The 22,204-nt window shown below is 29.9% G+C and carries 19 protein-coding genes, 1 pseudogene and 1 riboswitch; of the genes and pseudogenes, 8 read left to right on the top strand and 12 right to left on the bottom strand.

Annotated elements, in window-relative coordinates:
* Positions 1-254: 254 nt before the first annotated feature.
* From murC to asnS, 3 genes are all read left to right on the top strand, one after another.
* Positions 255-1,634: a UDP-N-acetylmuramate--L-alanine ligase gene (gene murC / locus AXY43_RS14835; RefSeq protein ID WP_023976798.1), complete on the top strand. Its 1,380-nt coding sequence runs from the start codon at positions 255-257 to the stop codon at positions 1,632-1,634.
* 36 nt (positions 1,635-1,670) lie between these two features.
* Entirely contained in the window at positions 1,671-2,369 is a 699-nt protein-coding gene (locus AXY43_RS14830) for a metallophosphoesterase family protein (RefSeq protein ID WP_023976799.1), read from the top strand.
* A gap of 332 nt (positions 2,370-2,701) precedes the next feature.
* The gene (asnS, locus tag AXY43_RS14825; protein WP_023976816.1) at positions 2,702-4,096 is read left to right on the top strand and encodes an asparagine--tRNA ligase; all 1,395 of its coding nucleotides are present in this window, start codon (positions 2,702-2,704) and stop codon (positions 4,094-4,096) included.
* A gap of 501 nt (positions 4,097-4,597) precedes the next feature.
* On the opposite strand, the pseudogene serC reads toward asnS, so the two are convergent.
* A pseudogene (gene serC, locus AXY43_RS14820) lies at positions 4,598-5,679 on the bottom strand (3-phosphoserine/phosphohydroxythreonine transaminase).
* 381 nt (positions 5,680-6,060) lie between these two features.
* Between serC and AXY43_RS14815 the strand changes: the two are divergent.
* Positions 6,061-7,146, top strand: a complete 1,086-nt coding sequence (locus AXY43_RS14815; RefSeq protein WP_023976817.1) for an HD-GYP domain-containing protein — start codon at positions 6,061-6,063, stop codon at positions 7,144-7,146.
* Between the two features lie 75 nt (positions 7,147-7,221).
* Positions 7,222-8,187 (top strand): glycosyltransferase family 2 protein, encoded by a 966-nt coding sequence (locus AXY43_RS14810; protein ID WP_023976818.1) that lies wholly within the window; start codon positions 7,222-7,224, stop codon positions 8,185-8,187.
* Between the two features lie 55 nt (positions 8,188-8,242).
* Here AXY43_RS14810 and AXY43_RS14805 read toward each other — a convergent pair whose 3' ends face one another.
* From AXY43_RS14805 to AXY43_RS14780, 6 genes are all read right to left on the bottom strand, one after another.
* Complete coding sequence (locus AXY43_RS14805; RefSeq protein WP_023976819.1) at positions 8,243-8,440, bottom strand: hypothetical protein; 198 nt, start codon at positions 8,438-8,440, stop codon at positions 8,243-8,245.
* A gap of 127 nt (positions 8,441-8,567) precedes the next feature.
* A complete protein-coding gene (locus AXY43_RS14800; protein WP_023976820.1) occupies positions 8,568-9,179 on the bottom strand; it encodes a DNA-3-methyladenine glycosylase in 612 nt (203 codons plus the stop codon).
* A 165-nt stretch (positions 9,180-9,344) separates the two neighbouring features.
* Positions 9,345-9,854 (bottom strand): anaerobic ribonucleoside-triphosphate reductase activating protein, encoded by a 510-nt coding sequence (gene nrdG / locus AXY43_RS14795; RefSeq protein ID WP_017209516.1) that lies wholly within the window; start codon positions 9,852-9,854, stop codon positions 9,345-9,347.
* A gap of 205 nt (positions 9,855-10,059) precedes the next feature.
* Positions 10,060-11,982: an aconitate hydratase gene (locus AXY43_RS14790; protein WP_105411747.1), complete on the bottom strand. Its 1,923-nt coding sequence runs from the start codon at positions 11,980-11,982 to the stop codon at positions 10,060-10,062.
* Between the two features lie 15 nt (positions 11,983-11,997).
* Positions 11,998-13,167 (bottom strand): homocitrate synthase, encoded by a 1,170-nt coding sequence (nifV, locus tag AXY43_RS14785; protein WP_011967434.1) that lies wholly within the window; start codon positions 13,165-13,167, stop codon positions 11,998-12,000.
* A 575-nt stretch (positions 13,168-13,742) separates the two neighbouring features.
* A complete protein-coding gene (locus AXY43_RS14780) occupies positions 13,743-15,851 on the bottom strand; it encodes an anaerobic ribonucleoside triphosphate reductase (RefSeq protein WP_039773398.1) in 2,109 nt (702 codons plus the stop codon).
* A gap of 460 nt (positions 15,852-16,311) precedes the next feature.
* On the opposite strand from AXY43_RS14780, the gene AXY43_RS14775 reads away from it, so the two are divergent.
* The 3 genes from AXY43_RS14775 to thiT all read left to right on the top strand — a co-directional run bounded on the left by AXY43_RS14775 (position 16,312) and on the right by thiT (position 18,397).
* Entirely contained in the window at positions 16,312-17,160 is an 849-nt protein-coding gene (locus AXY43_RS14775; protein ID WP_039773399.1) for a DegV family protein, read from the top strand.
* A gap of 162 nt (positions 17,161-17,322) precedes the next feature.
* Positions 17,323-17,529, top strand: coding sequence for a hypothetical protein (locus AXY43_RS14770; protein WP_077303715.1), 207 nt, complete (start codon positions 17,323-17,325; stop codon positions 17,527-17,529).
* Positions 17,530-17,564: 35 nt separating this feature from the next.
* Positions 17,565-17,665: riboswitch (TPP riboswitch) on the top strand.
* A 54-nt stretch (positions 17,666-17,719) separates the two neighbouring features.
* A complete protein-coding gene (thiT, locus tag AXY43_RS14765) occupies positions 17,720-18,397 on the top strand; it encodes an energy-coupled thiamine transporter ThiT (protein ID WP_023976825.1) in 678 nt (225 codons plus the stop codon).
* A gap of 230 nt (positions 18,398-18,627) precedes the next feature.
* Here the strand turns inward: thiT and AXY43_RS14760 are convergent, their stop codons facing one another.
* The 5 genes from AXY43_RS14760 to AXY43_RS14740 all read right to left on the bottom strand — a co-directional run bounded on the left by AXY43_RS14760 (position 18,628) and on the right by AXY43_RS14740 (position 22,195).
* Positions 18,628-18,819, bottom strand: a complete 192-nt coding sequence (locus AXY43_RS14760; protein WP_011967430.1) for a ferredoxin — start codon at positions 18,817-18,819, stop codon at positions 18,628-18,630.
* 129 nt (positions 18,820-18,948) lie between these two features.
* On the bottom strand, positions 18,949-19,788 hold the full coding sequence (locus AXY43_RS14755; protein WP_017209521.1) for an Mrp/NBP35 family ATP-binding protein: 840 nt from the start codon (positions 19,786-19,788) through the stop codon (positions 18,949-18,951).
* A gap of 18 nt (positions 19,789-19,806) precedes the next feature.
* Positions 19,807-20,589 (bottom strand): hypothetical protein, encoded by a 783-nt coding sequence (locus tag AXY43_RS14750; protein WP_373866806.1) that lies wholly within the window; start codon positions 20,587-20,589, stop codon positions 19,807-19,809.
* Between the two features lie 43 nt (positions 20,590-20,632).
* Positions 20,633-21,403, bottom strand: a complete 771-nt coding sequence (locus tag AXY43_RS14745; protein WP_023976828.1) for a prolipoprotein diacylglyceryl transferase — start codon at positions 21,401-21,403, stop codon at positions 20,633-20,635.
* Between the two features lie 219 nt (positions 21,404-21,622).
* Entirely contained in the window at positions 21,623-22,195 is a 573-nt protein-coding gene (locus tag AXY43_RS14740; RefSeq protein WP_023975928.1) for a hypothetical protein, read from the bottom strand.
* Positions 22,196-22,204: the final 9 nt, after the last annotated feature.

Raw genomic sequence — 22,204 nt, 5'->3', positions numbered from 1 at the left:
TCGCTTTAATATTCATATTTTATGCTAATTTCAAGTTAATATCAATATTTTTAGTTATAAAGTTAATTTATATTTATAACTTGTTCACAAACTCGCTAAATATGCATAAAATATTGTGTATTTATTTTTTACTATGGTTGATTTTTTGAAAAATGTATATAATTATAGTTAAAGTATAAAACTAAAAATTCTATACTCAAATTTTGGAACTTATAATAACATTTAGTTTTATTAATTAAAAAGGAGTTGATCATTTGTCTTTCAATTTTATAAAAGATAAAGATAAAAAAATTCATTTCATTGGCATTGGTGGAATTAGTATGAGCGGACTTGCTGCTGTTTTATTAAATAGTGGTTATAGTGTATCTGGCTCTGACTTTAAGGATTCTGCAATCATTGATAAATTAAGATCTTCAGGTGCTGAAATTTACATAGGTCATAGAAGAGAGAATATTAATAATGTAGATTTAGTGGTCTATACCGCTGCAATCCCATCTGATAATCCTGAACTTTTAGAAGCCAAGGAAAGAAATATTGCATTAATGGACAGAGCTGAATTCTTAGGGCAAATTATGAAGGGGCATAAATACAGTGTTGCAATATCTGGAACTCATGGAAAGACTACATGTACATCCATGCTTTCTCATATAACACTTGCTGATAATTTAGATCCAACTATCTTAGTTGGTGGTGAATTAGATGCAATTGGAGGAAATTTCAGAATTGGTAATAGTGAATATTTCTTAACTGAAGCTTGTGAATATAAACGTTCATTTTTAAAATTCCCACCTTACGTTGGAATAATTCTAAATATTGATTCTGATCATCTTGATTACTATAAAGATATAGATGAAATTGCTGATACATTTTTACAATTCTCAAGACTTATCCCAGAAGATGGTTATCTTGTTGGATATGCTGACGATCAAAGGGTAAATGAAATTCTGTCTGAGACAAATTGCAATACTCTAAGTTATGGATTTAGTGACAATGCTAATTTAACTGCTAAAAATATTCATTTCAATACAAATGGTTGTGCCACTTTTGATGTATATAAGGACGGTAAAAACTTATTCAATATTACTTTAAATGTGCCAGGTAAGCATAATATATTGAATGCCCTTGCTTCGATTTGTGTTTCTCTTATATTTAATATTTCTAATGACTGTATTATTGAAGGATTATCAAACTGCAAAGGAGCGCATAAAAGATTTGAATATAAGGGAGAATTAAATGGTGTAACTGTTATAGATGACTACGCTCATCACCCTACAGAAATTAGAGCCACATTAAGTACTGCTAAACAAATGAATCATAATAAGACTTATTGTATTTTTCAACCTCACACTTATACTAGAACAAAGGCCCTATTTGATGAATTTACAGAATGTTTCAATGATGCAGATGAACTTATACTAATGGACATCTATGCAGCTAGAGAGAAAAATACTGGACTTGTATCTTCTGACGAACTTGGTGATGCATTAAGAAATAAAGGATTGAAATGTATTAATGTTCACTCACATGATGAAGCACTTAGTTACGTAAAATCAAAACTAGTTTCTGGTGACCTGCTATTAACAGTAGGTGCTGGTGATGTAGTTATTGTTGGGGAAAAATACCTAAAAGCCTAAATACTTAATTTGCTAAATAACTTAGGAGGAATGCTCATGAAAATAGCAATAATTTCAGATATTCATGCTAATGTCTATGCTCTTATTAATCTTTTAGAAGATATTGATATTGAGAAAGTTGATACAATTATTTGCCTAGGAGATTTGGTTGGTTATGGTCCTCACCCTAACGAAGTAATTTCCATGATCAGGAGACGTCATATTCTTTGCATAAGAGGAAATTATGATAGTTCTGTAGTTGATAATGAATATTCATATATAAGAGAAACTCCTATTAATGCTTTTTCTCTTCCTTGGACAGTTAAAGAATTAAGAGAAGAAAACAGACTATTTCTTGCTAATTTACCTTCAACTTTAACCTTGAATATTGCTAATAAAAGTCTCTTATTTGTTCATGGAAGTCCAGATAAAATAGATGAATATCTCTTAAAGGACGGAGATAATACTTCAGAAGTTATGAACTCCATTTCTAACGACGTATTAATTTGTGCACATACGCATATACCTGGAATGAAGGATTTTAAAAATAAGGTATATATAAACTCTGGCAGTGTTGGAAAGCCTAAGATTGGTAGGCCAAATAGCACTTATTGTATTTTAAATATCAGTAAGGAAGATGGAATGAAAGTTCAGATAAAAGAAATTTCCTACGCATATAAAAGGATAGTTAAAGATATGACAATGTTAAACTTTCCAAAAGAATTGATTCAGAGTTTTGAAAACGGCTTAGAATAGACAAGCATGTTAAATAAATACTCTTAATATAAAAAAAGCTTTATTTTTTATAATTTTACTATAAAAAATAAAGCTTTTTTATGATAAATTACATATATTCGTAGTTTATATATTTATTTCACGTATTATTTATACTCAGACGCTCTAAGGCACTGGTTTATTATATGTTTAGGGACAGGTCCTAAGTTGCATTCACAAAAAAAGTATTGTAAAATCTATTTATTATCAAGGGTAATAGGTTACATAAATGATATTTTAAAATAGTGAAAAATTTTTTTCATTAATAATATGTTTTGATCACAAGATTAATTATAAAATGGAGGTCATGCAATATGGCAAAATCAATTTTAATTAGAAGTCTTTACAGAAATACTGATGATTTCTTATCAAAGGAAATAACAATATCAGGTTGGATAAAAACTTTAAGATCATCTAACGCTTTTGGATTTATAGAAGTTAATGATGGTTCTTTCTTTAAAAATATTCAAGTAGTTTTTGACGATAAGTTAAATAACTTCAAAGAAATATCTAAATTACCTATAAGTTCATCAATTTCAGTTATTGGTATCTTAGTTGCTACTCCTGAAGCAAAACAACCTTTTGAAATTCAGGCTAAGAATATTATTATCGAGGGTATGTCAAACTCTGATTATCCACTTCAAAAAAAGAGACACACTTTCGAATACTTAAGAACAATAGCTCATTTGAGGCCTAGAAGTAATGCATTTGCTGCAACTTTTAGAGTTCGCTCTGTTGCTGCTTATGCAATACATAAGTTCTTTCAAGATCAAAATTTCGTGTATACTCACACACCAATAATAACTGGTAGCGATTGTGAAGGTGCTGGAGAAATGTTTAGGGTAACAACACTTGATCCTAAAACTCCTGAATTAAGTAAAGATGGAAGTGTAGATTTCAGCAAGGATTTCTTTGGCAAAGAGACTAATCTTACTGTATCTGGTCAGTTAAATGCTGAATGCTTTGCTTTAGCGTTTAGAAATATCTATACATTTGGACCAACATTCAGAGCTGAAAATTCAAATACTACAAGACATGCTGCTGAATTTTGGATGATTGAACCTGAAATTGCCTTTGCAGATTTACAAGATGATATGGACCTTGCTGAAAATATGCTTAAATATGTTATTAAATATGTTATGGATGAATGTCCTGAGGAATTAGAGTTCTTTAATCAATTTATTGATAAAGGTTTATTAGAAAGATTAAATCACGTAGTTTCATCAGATTTTGCTAAAGTTACGTATACAGAAGCTGTTGAAATACTACAAAAGTGTGGAAAGAAATTTGATTACGATGTATCATGGGGCATTGATTTACAAACAGAACACGAAAGATATCTTACTGAAGAACACTTTAAAAAGCCACTATTTGTAACAGACTATCCTAAAGATATTAAAGCTTTCTATATGAGATTAAATGATGATGAAAAAACAGTAGCTGCTACTGATCTTTTGGTACCAGGAATCGGAGAAATTATAGGTGGTAGCCAAAGAGAAGAACGACTAGATGTGCTAAAAGATAGAATGACTGAATTAAACCTATCTGAAGATGATTACTGGTGGTATTTAGAATTAAGAAAATATGGAGAAACTAAGCACGCTGGTTTTGGTTTAGGTTTCGAAAGATTAATTATGTATATAACAGGAATGACTAATATTAGAGACGTAGTTCCATTCCCTAGAACTCCTGGAACAAGCGAGTTCTAATTACTTAACTGTTAATTTTATATTATCAATAAAGAGGGGTATATCGATTAATTCGATAGCTCCTTTTTTGATATTATGTAATGATTAATTTAATATATATATTGCAATAGTAACTTTGCATTTAAAATTCTATCAAGTTAGTTAGCAAATTAAGATTTATGAACTAATCCAAAACATATTTATATTAAATTTTTCCACCTTGTATTCTGCTTGAATATCTTTATATGGCTATTATACTTCTATAGATTTATTTAAAATTTATTTCATCTGTAATCTATACTTGAGTATTCTTTTATATGTCTTTTATATGGCAATTAATCTAATATTCGCTTATAAAAACATTACATGTACTAACAATATTTAAAATTGTATATATTGTATTGATTATCTATACATAATACATATTATAATTCAGATATTAGTATAATTTTATTTATAAAATTAATTAAGGAGATAACCAAAACCTGATTATCTCCTTAAATTTAGTTGATTTTTATTCTATTACTTATTGTCTTCTTCGAATTTTCTCATGAATTCTACTAAATCTTTAACACCTTCAATTGGCATAGCATTATATATACTTGCTCTCATCCCACCAACTGTTCTATGTCCTTTTAGATTTTCAAATCCTACTGCTTTAGCTTCTTTTACAAATTTAGCATCTAGTTCATCTGAACCTGTTACAAATGGTACATTCATTAAAGAACGATCTTTCTTTACAACAGTTCCTTTAAACATGCTACTTGAATCAAGAAAATCATATAAAATAGAAGCTTTTTCTTCATTAATTTTCTTCATAGCTTCTAGTCCACCCTTATTCTTAACCCATTTAAATACTTTTCCGCATATATATATTCCATATGCTGGTGGTGTATTATATAGTGATTTATTGTCTGCATGAACCTTATATCTTAACATTGTTGGAGTCCCTGGTAATACATCTTCTGTGATTAAATCTTCACGAATTATTACTACAACAACACCAGCTGGTCCTGCATTTTTTTGTACTCCTGCAAATATTAGTCCATATTTTGATACATCTACTGGCTCAGATAAGAAACTGATGACATATCTGCTACTAATATCTTATCCCCAACGTTTGGTAATTCTTTATACGTAGTTCCATAGATTGTATTGTTATGACATATGTAAACATAGTCTGCATCCTCTGAAACTTTTAAATCCTTTAAATCTGGTATATATGAAAAAGTTTTATCCTCTGAAGACGCTAATATATTAACTTTTCCAAATATTTTTGCTTCTGACGCTGCTTTTTTTGCCCATTGCCCTGTAATAATATGATCCACAACTTTATTTTTCATTAGATTCATTGGAATCATTGCAAATTGTTGTGATGCCCCACCTTGAAGGAATAATACCTTATAGTTATCCGGAATATTCATTAATTCTCTTAATGTTTTTTCAGCATCGGTGATGATTTCTTCGAACGCTTTAGAACGATGACTCATCTCCATAACTGACATGCCTGTCCCCTTGTAGTCTAGCATTTCCCCCGCAGCTTCTCTTAGGACTGACTCCGGTAATACAGCTGGTCCTGCTGAAAAATTATAAACTCTTGACATTGAAAAAGCCCCCTTTGATATTTTTATTTGTAATCTATAATATTATAACACAATTTAAATATCAAGTAACAAAATTATCATTTATTAATATAAAAAGTTAATGGACTTATATATACTTAAATCTGCTAAAATACTTAATTTATTATCAATTATGAGTTTAGTATCTTATATCAAATCTGTTGTATAAAAATCTAATTATCAGACCTGTTTTCTAACTAGTAGTTAGTTCTATTTTTTAAATATGTTAAACAAAATAATATATTTTTTCATCATAATACTATAAATACGCCAATTTTACTGATATACTACTATTATGTTTAACATTTAACTAAGAATTATGTTGTAAATTGTACTATAACCAACATTTGAGGAGAAGATAATATGAGATTAATTCCAATTGAATGTGTAAAACCGAATACAGTTATTGGTAAGACATTATACGATTCTGATGGTAGAGTATTAGTAAGAGCTGGTATGGTCCTTAGTGAAAGAATTATTTTTAAGATAAAGGATTTAAATATTTTATCAATATATATAATTGATGAATTTAGTTCTGATGAAATTGAAGATATTATTAAACCTGAATTAAGACAAAAAGCAATTCTAACAATAAAAGAAGCTTTTTCAAATATAAATAGACTTACTGTTGCTGATAAGTTTTCAAAAAAGGAATCAGTATATTTCAATAATATTGAGTCTATGGCTGAAGATTTAATTGAAAATGTTCTAAATAATAAAAGTGTCTTACTTTCACTAATAGACATAAGAAGCATGGATAATTATATCTACTCTCATTCTGTGAATGTTGCCGTAATATCACTAGTCCTTGGAATTGCATTGAAGCTTCCAAAAAGACAACTTCAATATCTTTGTATTGGAGCATTGCTTCATGATGTTGGGAAAACATTTATTCCAAAGGAAATTCTTATGAAAGAGGAAGAACTAACGGATGAAGAAGTTACAATATTAGACCAGCATCCAATACTCGGATATAAATATTTATCAGACTCTTATAATCTGAGCGCTAATAGCAAAATAATAACACTACAGCATCATGAAAGACCTGATGGATTAGGCTATCCTAATAAGCTAGCTAATGATGAGATAAGTACCTTAAGTAAAATTGTAAGCATTGCTAACGCATATGACTCTTTATCAACCGGTAGACCTAATAAAAGAGCAATGTTTCCAAGTGATGTTCTTGAATATTTAATGTCTAATGCAGGCAAAAAATTTGACTATGAAATTGTTAATATATTCTGCAAAATTGTAATTCCTTTCTCAAAAGGAACTTTAGTTGATCTAAGTAATGGTGACATAGCTGTTGTGCAAGAAACTATACCTAACTTCCCACTAAGGCCTATTGTAAAAATTCTTAAAAGTTCTAGATCAGGTAGGGTTAACACTGAAATTAATTTAATAAGCGAAACCTCTGTAGTTATATCAAATATAAGATATGAATTATAAAATAATGAATATTAAGATTACAATTGAATAATATTGTTAACTTATTTGGTTATACTAATCATTGGAGGCGATTTTATGAAGGATATACTATATCTTGTAATTCCTTGCTACAATGAAGAAGAAGTTTTACATGAAACTAGTAAAAGATTGCTCGTAAAAATTAAGACTATGATTTCAAATAACCTAATATCTAATAAAAGCAAAATACTTTTTGTTAATGATGGTTCAAAAGATAGAACTTGGAGCATAATTGAAGAGCTTCATTCTAAAAATAATATATTTTCAGGAATCAACCTTTCAAGGAACAGGGGCCACCAGAATGCCTTACTTGCTGGGCTCATGGTTGCTAAAAATTATTCAGATATGACTATATCATTAGATGCAGATTTACAAGATGATATAGATGTCATAGATGCATTTGTAGAAAAATATTATGATGGATGCGATATTGTTTATGGAGTAAGATCCACTAGAGAAACTGATACCTTTTTCAAGAGAACAACTGCATTAGGTTTTTATAAATTAATGCGTATTCTTGGCGTAGACATGGTCTATAATCATGCAGATTATAGGCTTATGAGCAAACGTGTTGTAGACGGGTTAAGTCAATATAAGGAAGTTAATTTATTTCTTCGCGGAATGATTCCATTAATAGGATATAAATACTCAGTTGTTGAATATGAACGTCATGAAAGATTTGCTGGTGAATCTAAATATCCTCTAAAAAAGATGATTGCCTTTGCCTTAGACGGAATTACATCCTTTAGCATAAAACCAATAAGATTAATAACCCTCCTTGGTTTTACTATATTTTTTGCTGGAGGCGCAGCCCTAATTTATACTCTTATAGTTAAAATTTCAGGCCGTACAGTTACTGGTTGGACTTCATTGACCCTTTCAATTTGGGTACTTGGCGGAGTTCAGCTCTTATCTCTTGGCGTAATAGGAGAATATATCGGAAAAATATATAATGAAGCTAAACACAGACCTAGATTTATCATTTCAGATAAATTAATCAATGTTGATAAAGAAAATAAGTAATACAAAGATGACAATACATGTCTTAATTAATCCATGTACTGTCATCTTTATATTACTATTTTTTTATAGACTTAGATATATTTCTATTAAGATCTGATACTGATATAATTCCTTTTTTCCTAAGCATTTGTACATTCTCGAGTATTTCACTAAACGATATAATATTTTCTTTAGTAACTTTTATTTTTAAAGATGCTTTCCTCTTTTTATATTTATACATACTAAAATTTCTATTAATTACTCTAGCAATCATAAATCTATCTCCTATAAAAAAATATCTTATGATAGATTTATCGTATTAAATATATTACTCTTTATTTCTTTTTAGTAAAAATTTGTATTTAAATTAAATGCTCAATAGGAATTACATTGAAAGTTTGTTACTTTTTCGATATGTATTTATTTCCCTCTATATAAAATCTCCATGGAAAATCTATTGCTTCTTCTGCATAATCTATTCCGATTCTTTTCGTTTCCATTATTTTAAACGTATCTTTTTCTCCTTCTTCTATATAAAAATCACCTTCCTCGTATAACCTTTTATAATTTTCCGATTTATCTATTGAAAATGCAATACACAGTTTTGATGGTCCATTTGTAATTGCCTTTTTCTTTGTTTCTGAAAGTTCATCATAATTTTGATTAAACCTTTTTTTTGCAAGATAATCAAATTCATTTAACGGCTCCAATGCTCTTATTAGAACTCCTTCTCCCTTATCTTCTAATCCACTTATAACATTAAAACAATAGTATTTTCCATAAATGAAATAAACATAAGCAATCCCACCTTCTCTAAATAAAGGTTCAGTTCTTTCAGTCCTTCTTCCATTATAAGCATGCGATGCCTTATCTATTTCTCCTATGTACGCTTCTGTTTCAACAATTTTAGCTCTTAAGGCCACTCCGTCAACCTTTCTTATAATAACTTTTCCCAAAAGTTCTTTCGCTAAAATTAATGCACCTTGTTTATAAAATTCTTTATTTAAAATCAAGCTTCATTCACCTAACTTTCAATATAAGTAATATAACTTATATTGTGATATATGGGCCTATTTTATTACTCCAAAATTTATCCACATAGTTCAAATAATAATCCACAACTTTTTTAATTATACTCACACATTTGTGGATATTTTTAAAAACATCTTATATTAATGTTAAAGTTCTATAGTAACAATTTGTTCTTTTTTTATACTTTCTTTAACATCTATTATTCTTTGATTAGTTGAACCTCTAAACTTAAGTCCATCCGACATCTTACTTTCTTCAAATTTTCCATCTACAAGAACATCAATATTGTTTAATAAATCACTCCAGCCTAATCTCGAATCCTTATTTTCTAAAATATATTCATAAGTATATCCTGTATAGCTCCAAATATTTAAACCTTTTTTTCTAAACTCCTTTGCCATATATGCAAATTTATCTGCCTGTTCCCACGGATCTCCGCCACTAAATGTTACTCCCTTTATAATTTCATTATTTAATGTATCATTAATTAATTCATCTATATCTCTTTGCTCTCCTCCATAAAAATCATGAGTATCAGGATTAAAACAACTTTTACAGTTATGCTTACAGCCTTGTGAAAAAAATACTCTCCTTATACCAGGCCCGTTAACTAAACTCTCATATGCTATCCCTGCTAATCTTATAGTCTTTTCCATTAAACTTACACTTCTTTCTTATCAATCTATTTATATACATTCTATTAGATAATTAATTATAACGTAAGTATAATCACATTTACAAATCACCTGCATATTACACCTATCTTGAACTTGAATTATAGACCTTAAGCATTTACATGCTTATTTGTATAAAAAAATGCAGAGTCTTAAAGACCCTGCATTTTCACTCTTTATCTTATAATTAACTATTTGCTTTAACATAATTAAGTCTTCCGCCTTCTTTAATAACAGCAATTTCTTTCTCTGTTAAATCAACTGTAGCATCAAACTCAGTTCCCTTAGTTAAGTTCTTAACTTTAACTATTCCTGATTCTAAAGCTGCTTGAATGTCTTCCAGCTTCAAGTCATCAGTTAACTCAATCTTGTCATAATCAGCTTCATTCTTAAATTCAATTGGAACTATTCCATTATTAATTAAGTTTGCTTTATGAATTCTTGCAAATGATTTAGCTATAACAGCCTTAACTCCTAAGTATAATGGTGCCAATGCTGCATGTTCTCTACTTGATCCTTGTCCATAATTTCCTCCAGCAATTATAAATCCACCATTAAACTCCTTAGCTCTCTTAGGGAATTCTGCATCAACTGTGTTGAAGCAATATTCTGCAAGATAAGGTATGTTCGATCTAAATGGCAATAACTTAGAATTCGAAGGCATAATATGGTCAGTTGTAATATTATCTTCAACCTTTATTAATACTTTACCAGCTAATTCTTCTGCTAATGGCTTACTTACTGGGAATGGCTTAATATTAGGTCCTCTAACAACTTCAACTTCAGCATTAGTTGGTGCTGGTGCTAAAATCATTGAATCATCTATTAAGAATTCCTTTGGCATATCTATTGTTAAATCTACATCCACTTCGGTTGGATCAGTTAAAACTCCATTTATAGCTGAAACTGCTGCAGTTTCAGGACTCACTATATATATTTGTGCTGATAATGTTCCACTTCTACCATAAAAGTTTCTATTTACAGTTCTAAGGGAAATTGCATCAGTTCCAGGTGATTGTCCCATACCGATACATGGTCCACAACCATTTTCAAGTATTCTTGCCCCTGAACTAATTATATCTGCTAATGCACCGTTTCTAGCTATCATTTCCATAACTTGTCTTGATCCAGGTCCTATTACTAAGCTAACATCTGGATGTACCTTTTTACCTTTTAATATCTTAGCAACCTTCATTAAGTCTTCATAAGAAGAGTTAGTACAGCTTCCTATAACTACTTGGTCAACTTTAATCTTACCAACTTCGCTAACCTTAGCTACATTGTCTGGGCTATGAGGCTTAGCTGTAAGTGGTGTCAATTCACTTAAATTAATTGTTACTACTTCGTCATATACAGCATCTGCATCTGGCTTAAATTCTATAAAGTCTTCTTCTCTTCCTTGTGCCTTAAAGAATTCTAAAGTTCTTTCGTCACTTGGGAAAATCGAAGTTGTAGCTCCAAGTTCTGCTCCCATATTAGTTATAGTTGCTCTTTCAGGAACTGAAAGTGTTTTAACACCTTCACCAGCGTATTCAAATACTTTCCCTACTCCACCTTTAACAGTTAATATTCTTAGAACTTCTAATATAACATCTTTAGCCGCTACCATTTTATTCAATTTTCCAGTAAGCTCAATCTTAACTACCTTAGGCGTATTAATATTATAAGCTCCTCCTCCCATAGCAAGAGCAACGTCTAATCCACCAGCTCCCATAGCAAGCATGCCAACACCACCTGCTGTTGGTGTATGGCTATCAGAACCTATTAATGTATCTCCTGGAGTTGAAAATCTTTCTAAGAATATTTGATGACATATTCCATTCCCTGGCTTTGAAAAATATACTCCATATTTAGATGCAACTGTTTGAATAAACTTATGATCGTCTGCATTTTCAAAACCTTGTTGTAACATATTATGATCTATAAATGCTACTGATTTCTTTGTCTTAACTCTATCTATTCCCATAGCTTCTAATTGAAGATATGCCATTGTTCCTGTCGAATCTTGAGTCAACGTTTGATCAATCTTTAATGCTATAGGCTCTCCTGCCTTTAATTCACCTTCAACAATGTGGCTTTTTAAAATCTTATAAACTAAATTATCTCCCACGTTTACGCCCCCCTATTATTGCTTATTTCTTTCTTCTAATCGTCTATGATACTCTTTATATAATTGAACTACTTCTTTATCAAATAAAGTTCTCTTTAATCTAACTGACGTAGCTCTTACAAGTTCAAGTATTCCTTTTGCCTCATCCTCTGTAAGTTCTCTATTATATTCTCTAAATTTATTTATTATTGAAGCTCTTCCTGAATGCTTTCCTATGACAATTTGTCTTTCAAGACCAACTATATCTGGATCAAATGCTTCATAATTCTTAGGATCTTTTATTGCTCCATCTGCATGTATTCCTGATTCATGTGCAAACATATTAGTTCCAACGATTGCTTTCCATATTGGAAGCTCTCTACCTGATGCTCTTGATACATATTGTGACACTTCTCTAAACATTTGCGTATTTATTCCATCACCATTATATCCGTAAACAAGCATTAATGCCATTATAACTTCTTCTAATGCTGCATTACCTGCTCTTTCCCCAAGACCATTTACAGTTACTCCAACATGCGATGCTCCACCCTTAATACCTGCTACCGCATTAGCTGTTGCCATTCCAAAGTCATCATGAGTATGCATTTCTATATCAAAGCCTGTTTTATCATATATATATTTAATATCATCTCTAATTTTAAATGGCTCCATAATTCCTACAGTATCGCAATATCTAAATCTATCTGCACCTGCTTGTTTAGCTGCATTAATATATTCAACTAAAAAGTCCTTATCTGCTCTAGATGCATCTTCCCCATTAACAGATACATAAAGACCATTTTTCTTTGCAAATTCTACAGATTTAACCATGCTTTCTAATACCCATTCTCTAGATGTTTTAAGTTTATGCTGAATGTGTATATCCGATACTGATATTGATATGGCAACTGCATCAACTCCACAATCTATTGATTGTTCTATATCACTGACTACTGCTCTATTCCATGCCATAATACTAGGTTTTAAATTTCTTTTTACAATTTCTTTTATAGCCTTCTTTTCGTCCCCACCCATTGTAGGAATCCCTACTTCTAGCTGATCAACACCTAAGTCACTTAACATTTCTGCTATTACTATTTTTTCTTCATTAGCAAAAACCACCCCTGCTGTTTGCTCACCATCTCTAAGAGTGGTATCTACTATAGAAACTTTTTTATTAGTTTTTAAATTACTAAGTGCCATTTTAGTCCCCCCATTTATATTATTTTCTTATTACTTAAAGCATATTTTTAATAAATTAACATTTTTACTGTATATTTATAATATCATATATTAATAAATCTATACAAGATTTATTTTATTTTTTTGCAACGAAACAGCTACTCTCCTTCATGTATTTTCAAATTTTAATTGTTTTTATTGAAAATCCTCTCAATTATTGCAAGTTTTTTTTTTGATGTTGCAATACATTGATAAATTAACAGTCCATTTTCTTTAGCAGATCTACCCAAAGCATTTAGTGTTCATACCAAATAATTACATTATATTCTCTATTAATTTCATTAATATATTAAAGTTTACTTTTTATACCTCTATTTTTTAATAATTCTTATAGAAAATATGTTTTTTTGCTTCCTTAATATATAACTTCTGTATTATATAACTCATTCCTCATAAAATTATTTGTTTCATATTGCCTTATAAGCCAATATAACATCTGATGAATTAAATATATAAAAAAAAAGATGAGATTAATAAATCCATCTTCTTTTTCTATATTATAATTTATAAATTAAAAATCTATCATCATTATGCTTTTAGTAGTGATGCCCATGTCTCTCAGTATGTGATATTCTATCTTCTCTTTCATGATACTTTCCAGCACCGAATCTTTCATCTAAACTTAAATATCCTGTAACTCTTGATATTCCTTGAATATTCTGACTGCCACATTTAGGACACTTGTTTTCATTGTTTTGAAGATAAGTACCACATTCTCTACAATATCTTATATGAAAATTAATACCCATATAACTGATATTAGTATTTCTATATGCATAATTTATTATATCCATTATTGTTTCTGCATCTGGTGTGTCATCTACTTCAATATAACTTATATGTCCACCATTACAAAGTTTATGGTATGGCGCTTCAATATCAATCTTATCTTTAATAGATATTGGGTACGAAACAGGTATATGATAACTATTTGTGTAATATTCCTTATCAGTTACTCCTTTTATTAATCCAAATATCTTTTGATCTTGCTTTATAAATTTACCTGAAAGCCCTTCTGCTGGAGTCGCATAACAACTCCAATTTAGTTTATATTCCTCTGTAAGCCTATCGCAATATTGTCTTATATGTTCAACAATCTTTATTCCTAATTTTCTTGCTTCTTCATCTTCACCATGATGCTTCCCAACCAAAGCTAATAATGCTTCTGCAACACCTATGAATCCTATTCCCCAAGTTCCTTGCTTTAATATTGGTTCTATAGAATCATCAGGTTTTAAGCCTTCTGAACCCTTCATAAGTCCTTGACCTGCAACAAAAGGTAAATCCTTAACTTTTAGATTTTTCAAAATCTCATATCTATGCATTAAAGAATCTTTTGCTAATTCTAATCTTGCATCTAATATACTGAAAAACTTATTTATATCATTTTTAGCTTGCAACCCTATTCTTGGAAGATTAAGAGTTGTTGGTGCTATATTCCCTCTTCCCTTACAACCAGGCTCACCATTTACATTTTTCATAAGATAAGTTCTACATCCCATTGTAGCTGGAACATAACCTTTATCGTAATATTCCTTATTAAAATCTGCATCAATATTCATAAAAGTTGGATTCATTCTCTTTGCAGCTACTCTACATGCTAGTTTGTATAAATAAAAATATTCATCATTCTCTTCCCTATTAACACCTGACTTAACTCTAAAAATTATGTTAGGAAAAATTGGTTGTTCACCTTTACCTAATCCTTTTTCATATTCTAAAAGAAAAACTTCACATACTAATGCTGCATCTGAGCTTGTAGGTAAACCAATATTAATTGAACTAAATGGTACTTGAGATCCCGCTCTAGAATGCATTGTATTAAGATTATAAACTACACCTTGCATTGCTTGTTGTACCTTTTTTCTTACTTTCTTTTCTACCATAGCTTCTAACTTTTCTTCTGATACACCTAGTTCCAATAATTCTTCTCTAATTTCTTCTCTAGTTGGCTCTACAAATATACCCATGTCATTATCAAAATCCGGATGAGATTGACCACCAAACATATCATTTTGAGTTGATTGCAATAATATACATGATAATTCAGCAGCAGTTTCAATTCTCTTAGGAGCATTAATTGTTCCATATCCAGTATTAAATCCATTCTCTAATATCTCTTTTGTTGGTATATGCAAGCAGTTTACAGTTAAATTATAGCTATCTAAGTCATGATAATATAAATCACCATTCTCATGAGCCTTTGCCAAATTCTTTGGCATAGTAGCTAGTGTATTCCACTTATTTGATTCAGATGCTATTCTTAATAACTTAGAACTGAAATTATTTCCTACATTTGCATTATCTCTATCAGTTTCAACTCCAATTTGTCTTATAGCCCTCATTAAATCTGATTTTATATCTCTGACTTTAGTTCTTTCACGTCTGTATGCTGAATAAGCGACTGCTATATCTTTGTGTCCCTCATTTCTTAATGCTTTCTCTACAAAATTTTGTATTTGTTCTACAGTTATAGTCTTCTTATACTCTTCTTCTATATAAGTAATCACCTTATGTACAGTATCTAGAACTTGACTTTCTTTTAAATTTAAACCGATTTCACTAGCTGATCCTTTAATTGCTTGAGCTATCTTATCTGAATTAAATTCAACTTCTCTTCCATCGCGTTTCACAACATATAGCATTATTATTCCCTCCATGGCACAATATATAGTATTTTTACTACCGTACTATTATACTGTATTAGGTATTCATTAGCAACACTTCTAATTTTTTATTTTTAAACCACTAGATTTTAATTATCTCAATTTATATCCTATTATCTTTCGATTTATTCAATTTTTACGACTTTTTTATGTTTGACTTATTGTAGATAATCTTTATTGTTGTAATTTACTATGATTTATAGTATTTTTTCATAACAAACTATAAGAAAATTATTATTATATGTGTTCTAAAAAGTTAAATTGATTAAAATTTACTGTAAATTATCATCTTGTGCGAACCAAAAAGTTTTATTAAAAACATAGTTTATTATCTAAAAATATAATATAAATTATTTCTTTAAGTAATATATAAGAAATGTATTTTTTACAAATAGTGTTATAATTAAACTAAGACTATATATTTCTAGGAGGAATTAAGATGGATAAAATAGCATTAATAACTGATAGTGCTTCTGATTTGAATACAAATTTCGTAATAGAAAATAATATTAAAATAGTCCCGTTTAAAATTATATTCTCTGATAAAGAGTATATTGATGGAATAGATATAACGCCAAAGGCCCTATATGAATATTTACCTAAGGAGATACCCAAAACTTCCTTACCTGGTGTTGATGATTTTACATTTGCTTTAGAGCAAGTAAAAAACGAAGGATATACACATGCAATTATTATAACAATATCAAGTGGCCTTTCTGGCGCTTATAACTCTGCAAGACTTGCATCTGAAAATGTCCCTGAAGTGAAAACTTTTGTATTTGATTCTATGACTTTAACCATGTCAGAAGGAGCTATGGTCATTGAAACTCTAAACCTAATAAAGCAAGAAAAATCCTTTGATGAAATAGTGATAACTTTACCTTCATTTAGAGATAAGATTGATGTGTTTTTTACAATAGATACATTAGAATACTTAATAAAGGGAGGACGAGTTGGTAAAGTTGCCGGAACTATAGCGGGCGTGCTCAATCTAAAGCCTATTATTACTGTTGGCGATGACGGCATATACCATACGGTTTGTAAGATAAGAGGCATAAAACAGTGTATATCTAAATTAACAAATATATTAACAAATTATCTAGAAAATCATAAATGTAAAGTTTGGGTTTTAGACGGGAATGCACCTGAAAAATCTAAAATGCTTTATGATTCTATAAAAGATATTCCTAATCTAATTGAATGTACTTTAGGAGGATCAATAGGCCCTGCTCTTGGCGTTCATACCGGACCTGGCCTTGTTGGATTTATAGTTGAAAGATTAGATTAAGCGAAAAATATATATGTTAACTATTCATTCATAATTAAAGAGCTAGATATTAAAATTCATATTTTTTTATTTAGCTCTTTAATATTTTACAAGTATACTTACTTTTCTACTTGTAAATAATAATAACAAAGAAATCTTTACTGAAAGGACTGTTTTGTTATTATGAAAGGTTTTATATTAGATTCAACATACAAAGATGCTACTATTGTTAATAGAAATGATGATATATTCACCATTTCATCAAATAAATTGCCAAATAGCACAATCCCACATCACTCTATAAATTTGATTGCGTCTAGTTCAAATTCACATTCCAATTTAAGTAATAATAACAAATTTAACACATACAATGTAATTGACTATCTATAATAATAGGTATAAAATAGTATAAGTGTAATATATTTATAATGTGCTAGGGGAGCCGAGAGGCTGAGATTTGATATTCATAAACCCTTAAAACCTGATCTAGTTAATTCTAGCGTAGGGAATGCAACCTCTTAAAAACTTTAAACTATTTATTTGGTTGATAATCTCCGAGCACAATTAAGGAGGTTTTTTTATGTCAATTTTTAATGATTGGATCGAACAATTTTCTAAACTTTTCCAGAATTTCTCCCAAAATATTCAAGATATTCTTGCAAGTCCAATGTCAATTATAACTTTATTAGGATGTATTTTACTACTTATAGCATTAGCTAAGGCAAAAAAGATAAAATTCACGCCAGAACTAATTGCTAGAATTGGTATAGCATTAGCGTTAGCCACCATATTAAAAATGCTAAGATTATATCATTTTCCTCAAGGTGGTAGCATAACTTTAGGCAGCATGATACCAGTATTGCTTATAGCATTCATATACGGTCCTGAAGTTGGATGTTTAACAGGATTTCTTTATGGTGTAATAACCCTAATACTGGATCCATATATACTACATCCGGTTCAAGTTTTATTTGATTATCCATTGCCCTTTACAGCATTAGGTCTTGCCGGATTCTTCAAACAAAGAAGATTAGTTGGAGTGAGTATTGCAATACTGGTCAGATTTTTATGTCATCTTATTTCTGGTATAGTTTTCTTCGGGTCATTTGCCCCAGAAGGGATGTCTCCAGTAGTTTATTCTTTACTTGTTAATGGTCCGATGATTGGAATAGAAGGAATCATATGCTTAGTAATTTTATCCGTTCTTCCTATAGAAAGAATTTTTCATGCATCATCAGTAAATACTATTTCAAACTAACTATCATATAAAACAATTTATATATACAATTAAGTTTCCAATCTATGCGAAGTAACTAAACATTTCACTTATCAGCATTTTAAGCTTATTAATACAAAATATATAGAATAAAAATAGGATTAATTTTGTTTTATAAAACAAAATTAATCCTATTTTTGATCAAATAATAAATAACTATGATTTATAAATTATTTATTTTAGACGTTTTAGTCGTATTTTGCAATCAAATTTTATTCTTCTATTTCAATTGCATTTACTGGACAGCTTTCTTCTGCTTCTTTTGCCTCATCTACACAACCTTCTGGAACTTCATCAACTATAGCTCCTGCTTTTCCATCATCTTGCATGTCAAAGCACTCTGGACATATAGATGGACATAATCCGCAAGCTATACAAGTATCTTTATCTACTTTTGGTTTCATGGTTTACTTCATCTCCTCTAATATCAAATTACAAGCTTATTATTTCCCAAGAAATATTAAGTTATGTATATTTAATAATATAATTTAAAATGATGAAATAAGTATAGTATAAGGAAAAGAAGTTTTCTTTTAATACAATCCTTCAAATATTAGTGAATATAGCGGATTCTCCTTAACGTATTCCTCTGCTTTTCCTTGCTCCAATGCTTCTGTAAGTTCAATATTAATTGGTAACTCTCCTATTAAAGGAATTCCAAGATACTCCGCATTTTCTTCTGATGACTTTCTGCTAAATACTCGTATCTTTTTATCACAATCTGGACAGTTTATATATGCCATGTTCTCTACTACGCCCTTAATCTTCACCCCTATCTTTTGGGCCATAATAACAACTTTCTTGACTATCATGGACACCATATCTTGTGGTGTAGAAACTATTACAATTTCATCAATAGGGAATTCCTGCATTACAGTTAAAGCAATATCTCCTGTACCTGGTGGCATATCTATAAGTAAATAGTCAAGCTCTTCCCAATTAGTTTCTACAAACATCTGCTTTAACACCCCTGTAATTACAGGTCCTCTCCAGATTACAGGTTCATCTTCTACCGCTGTTAAAAGATTCATGGAGATTATTTTTATCCCGCTTTCTGTTTCCACTGGCTCAAATTTTACCATATCATTTTCTAATGGAATTATTTTAGCCCTTTTATTGTTAACCCCAAAAAATCTAGGCATAGATGGACCTGTAATATCTGCATCCAACACTCCTACTTTATATCCCTTCTTAGATAACATACTTGCCATCATTCCAGTTACAGTTGATTTACCAACTCCACCTTTTCCACTTATAATACCTATAACATTTTTAATATTTCCATATCTGGATGTTAACTTTAAACTTTCTTCACTACATCCTGTTCCTTTAGATTGACATGTGTCTTTACTTTTACAACTTTCACAACTCATTTATATATGCTCCTTTACTTACCAATCTTGTGGGACCTTATTAGGCTCACTTATTTTAATATCCCAGTCTTTATAATTATATTCTGCCGTTACATAGTAACTTTCAAAGGAATTATCCTTTTTATTATCTACTGTTATTAGTGTTTTGAAAACAGTACTATTATATCCTCTATTTTTTACTTTAATTATTGTATCAAAATCTTCATAATTATTGTTTACTAAATCAACACTAGGTAAAGTTTTATTCAAACTTTTCTTAAAATCTTCTAAATCCACAGAAAATATGTATTTCAAACAATCTGTATCTCCAGATATGTTCACTCCAGCTTTATTTCCGTTGGATAAGCTATCTTTTTTCTTATCAATAACTTTTAATATTGATTGATAATATATATAATTAAAGTCTCTTGGCTTTCTTATGAATGAAAGATTTTGCATTATTGTATTCTCTAAATTTTTAGGTACTGAAAATGCCTTATCGTCATCATAAAAGTTTCCTGTCCCATGTTCGTTAGCTCCAACTACATACTGATACTTTCTCACTTCATCTCCGGTACACACCTCAAAAATATAATCTGGATCTAATGAGCTTTTCTTTGAAACTTCACTTCCATCTGATAAAATCTTGTAAATGTCATCTATAGCTTTAGGATCATTAACTACAAACCTAAATCCACTATCTCTAACACTTTGTATAATAATTTTATCCACCTTATTTTGCTTTATATAATCAAATTGTTGATTTTTAAGATTCATTTTAACTTCTATATTATCAATGAAGCTACATCCTGAGAGCATCATACTAGAGACCAATACCAATGGTAAAACTATTGTTAAAAACTTACTATTTCTCACTATTCTTCTTCGCTCCTTTGAAAATCCTATGGTTATTAAATACAACAATACCAATCACCAAAGTAAATATTGCGATAAATTGTGATGTTGATAGAATCCCGACACTCCCTCTTGGATCATCTCTTAAAAATTCTACTAAAAATCTACCTATACTATATACTATTAAATATAGTCCCACTATCTTTCCTGTTTGTTTTTCTTTCTTACTATAGTACAAAAGTATAAATCCTAGCAAAAAGTCAAATATTGATGAATAAATTTGCGTTGGATGCACGTGTATTCCTGCTGGTGCTAAAGATCCTTTTGGAAATGTAACACCTATTGGTAATTCGGTTTCTGCTCCATAACAACATCCAGCCAGAAAACATCCAATTCTACCAAAACCTTGGGCTATTGCAAGACCTGGAACCGTCATATCCAACATTTCAACAATGTTCCAAGACTTTTTCCTAGAATATAAGTACATAGCCAAGGCTCCTCCACCTATGGCACCATATATAACAAATCCATATCCAAAGTTCAGCAATATGCTTGGCTCTTTAATAATATCCTTAATCTCAGTTAATATAAATAATCCCTTTCCACCAAGCGCTCCACCTATTACAGCTAAAATCACTAAATTTAATAAAGAATCCTCATCATAGCCTTTTTTCTTTCCTTTATTTATAAATATAGCAGCTGCAACTATTATTCCAATTGCAATCATTAATCCATAACTCTTTATTTGTATCCCAAATATCTCAAATAATATTATCCTCATTGCTCGCCTCCAAACGTCAAATAAGTATCAAGGAGAAGCTATTCTGGCCTCTCCTTGATACTTAAATTATAATACTTATGCTTATCCTTGGCAAATCTTATTTAACTCATCAACTCAACATTCACACAATTATATATTTTATATTAAACATATAATGTAGTCTTTTCATATCAACCACTTATAATCCATAAAACTTTATATACAATAAATTGGCTAATTTCAACTTTGAGATGATTTAATACTTGAAATAATCGTATTTAAAATAGTCTTCATATTATCCTTATAATCCTTTGACTTAAGATTAAATAATATCTTTGCTGTCTTACCTTCTCCTAAATTTAGATAATAGCATTCATTGTTAAAATCATATCCATTCTTTACTTTTGTTTCATATTTAACTAATACCCCAGAATTATAGGAATTTTTAAAAGGTGTTAATTCTGAATTATAATATTCTAGGCATTGACTATTTAAATCTTTTTCTGCAAACGCGTTTATATCCTCTTTGGTATTTACTACTTGCAATAAACCAGTAAGCTTATTATTTTTGTCTTTAAAATCTAATTCATAACTCACATATTGCCCTTTACTTTCTTTTTCCTCCACATTCCATTCACTTGGCAGAGATATAATATATTTATTCTCGTCAAAAGAATATTCTTTAAATCTATTTATTCCCTGATCCATAAGAATTACCTGTTCGAAATTTTCTTTAAAGAAGCCCTGGGTTATGACCAGTATCAACATCAATGATAACAATATTGACGTAACAATCAACTGCTTCTTATTCATAACAATGTT

The organism is Clostridium sp. MF28 (genome assembly GCF_002969175.1).
In the GTDB taxonomy this organism is placed as follows: Bacteria; Bacillota; Clostridia; order Clostridiales; family Clostridiaceae; genus Clostridium; species Clostridium beijerinckii.
This window is presented reverse-complemented; position numbering and strand designations above follow the sequence as displayed.

Bases quoted from the DNA above. Each gene is read 5' to 3' on its own strand.
- AXY43_RS14755 (WP_017209521.1), bottom strand. From the start codon at position 19,788: ATGAGTTGTGAAAGTTGTAAAAGTAAAGACACATGTCAATCTAAAGGA.
- AXY43_RS14740 (WP_023975928.1), bottom strand. From the start codon at position 22,195: ATGAATAAGAAGCAGTTGATTGTTACGTCAATATTGTTATCATTGATG.
- AXY43_RS14815 (WP_023976817.1), top strand. From the start codon at position 6,061: ATGAGATTAATTCCAATTGAATGTGTAAAACCGAATACAGTTATTGGT.
- AXY43_RS14770 (WP_077303715.1), top strand. From the start codon at position 17,323: ATGAAAGGTTTTATATTAGATTCAACATACAAAGATGCTACTATTGTT.
- AXY43_RS14805 (WP_023976819.1), bottom strand. From the start codon at position 8,440: ATGATTGCTAGAGTAATTAATAGAAATTTTAGTATGTATAAATATAAA.
- AXY43_RS14750 (WP_373866806.1), bottom strand. From the start codon at position 20,589: ATGATGCTCTCAGGATGTAGCTTCATTGATAATATAGAAGTTAAAATG.
- AXY43_RS14810 (WP_023976818.1), top strand. From the start codon at position 7,222: ATGAAGGATATACTATATCTTGTAATTCCTTGCTACAATGAAGAAGAA.
- AXY43_RS14745 (WP_023976828.1), bottom strand. From the start codon at position 21,403: ATGAGGATAATATTATTTGAGATATTTGGGATACAAATAAAGAGTTAT.
- nifV (WP_011967434.1), bottom strand. From the start codon at position 13,167: ATGGCACTTAGTAATTTAAAAACTAATAAAAAAGTTTCTATAGTAGAT.
- AXY43_RS14760 (WP_011967430.1), bottom strand. From the start codon at position 18,819: ATGAAACCAAAAGTAGATAAAGATACTTGTATAGCTTGCGGATTATGT.
- asnS (WP_023976816.1), top strand. From the start codon at position 2,702: ATGGCAAAATCAATTTTAATTAGAAGTCTTTACAGAAATACTGATGAT.
- AXY43_RS14775 (WP_039773399.1), top strand. From the start codon at position 16,312: ATGGATAAAATAGCATTAATAACTGATAGTGCTTCTGATTTGAATACA.
- nrdG (WP_017209516.1), bottom strand. From the start codon at position 9,854: ATGGAAAAGACTATAAGATTAGCAGGGATAGCATATGAGAGTTTAGTT.
- AXY43_RS14780 (WP_039773398.1), bottom strand. From the start codon at position 15,851: ATGCTATATGTTGTGAAACGCGATGGAAGAGAAGTTGAATTTAATTCA.
- AXY43_RS14830 (WP_023976799.1), top strand. From the start codon at position 1,671: ATGAAAATAGCAATAATTTCAGATATTCATGCTAATGTCTATGCTCTT.
- thiT (WP_023976825.1), top strand. From the start codon at position 17,720: ATGTCAATTTTTAATGATTGGATCGAACAATTTTCTAAACTTTTCCAG.